The organism is Streptomyces sp. BE20, assembly GCF_036322525.1.
Classification (GTDB): domain Bacteria; phylum Actinomycetota; class Actinomycetes; order Streptomycetales; family Streptomycetaceae; genus Kitasatospora.
The window spans coordinates 1-387 of record NZ_JAQYWW010000883.1 but is presented as its reverse complement, the minus strand read 5'-3'; the positions used below and the strand labels follow the sequence as shown (position 1 = coordinate 387).

The window sequence follows — 387 nt, the reverse complement described above, 5'->3', positions numbered from 1 at the left end:
TTGTTTGTTTTTGTGTTTGTTGTGTGTGGTGGGTGTTTGTTGTGTGTGTTTGGTGGTTGGGGTTTTGTTGGAGGTTTTGGGGGGTGGGTGCTGGTGTGTGGTTGGGGTGTGGTGGCTGCTTGCCGTGCTTCCGCCCTCCGCCCCGCCCGCCGTGTCCGGGCGGGGACCGCACGTCCGCGCGGGCGGGCCGGGGGCCCACCTGCTCGGCGGCGGCCGCGGCGAGGCCCCCCGCGACGGGGTGCTCGGAGGCGTGCTCCAGCGCACCGGCCAGCCGCAGGACCTCGGTCTCGGTGACGACCTCCGCGGTCCGGACTGCGAGCAGGGTCCTCCGGCGGGTGGAGACGGTGCCGGTCTAGGCCAGCTCGCTCGTGTCGCACCTGCGGGTGG

Annotated in this window: 1 pseudogene; it reads right to left on the bottom strand. The window is 70.8% G+C overall.

The features are described from left to right. Positions 1–139: 139 nt before the first annotated feature. Positions 140–352 (bottom strand): annotated as a pseudogene (locus tag PUR61_RS45440) (hypothetical protein); the annotation flags it as partial. Positions 353–387: the final 35 nt, after the last annotated feature.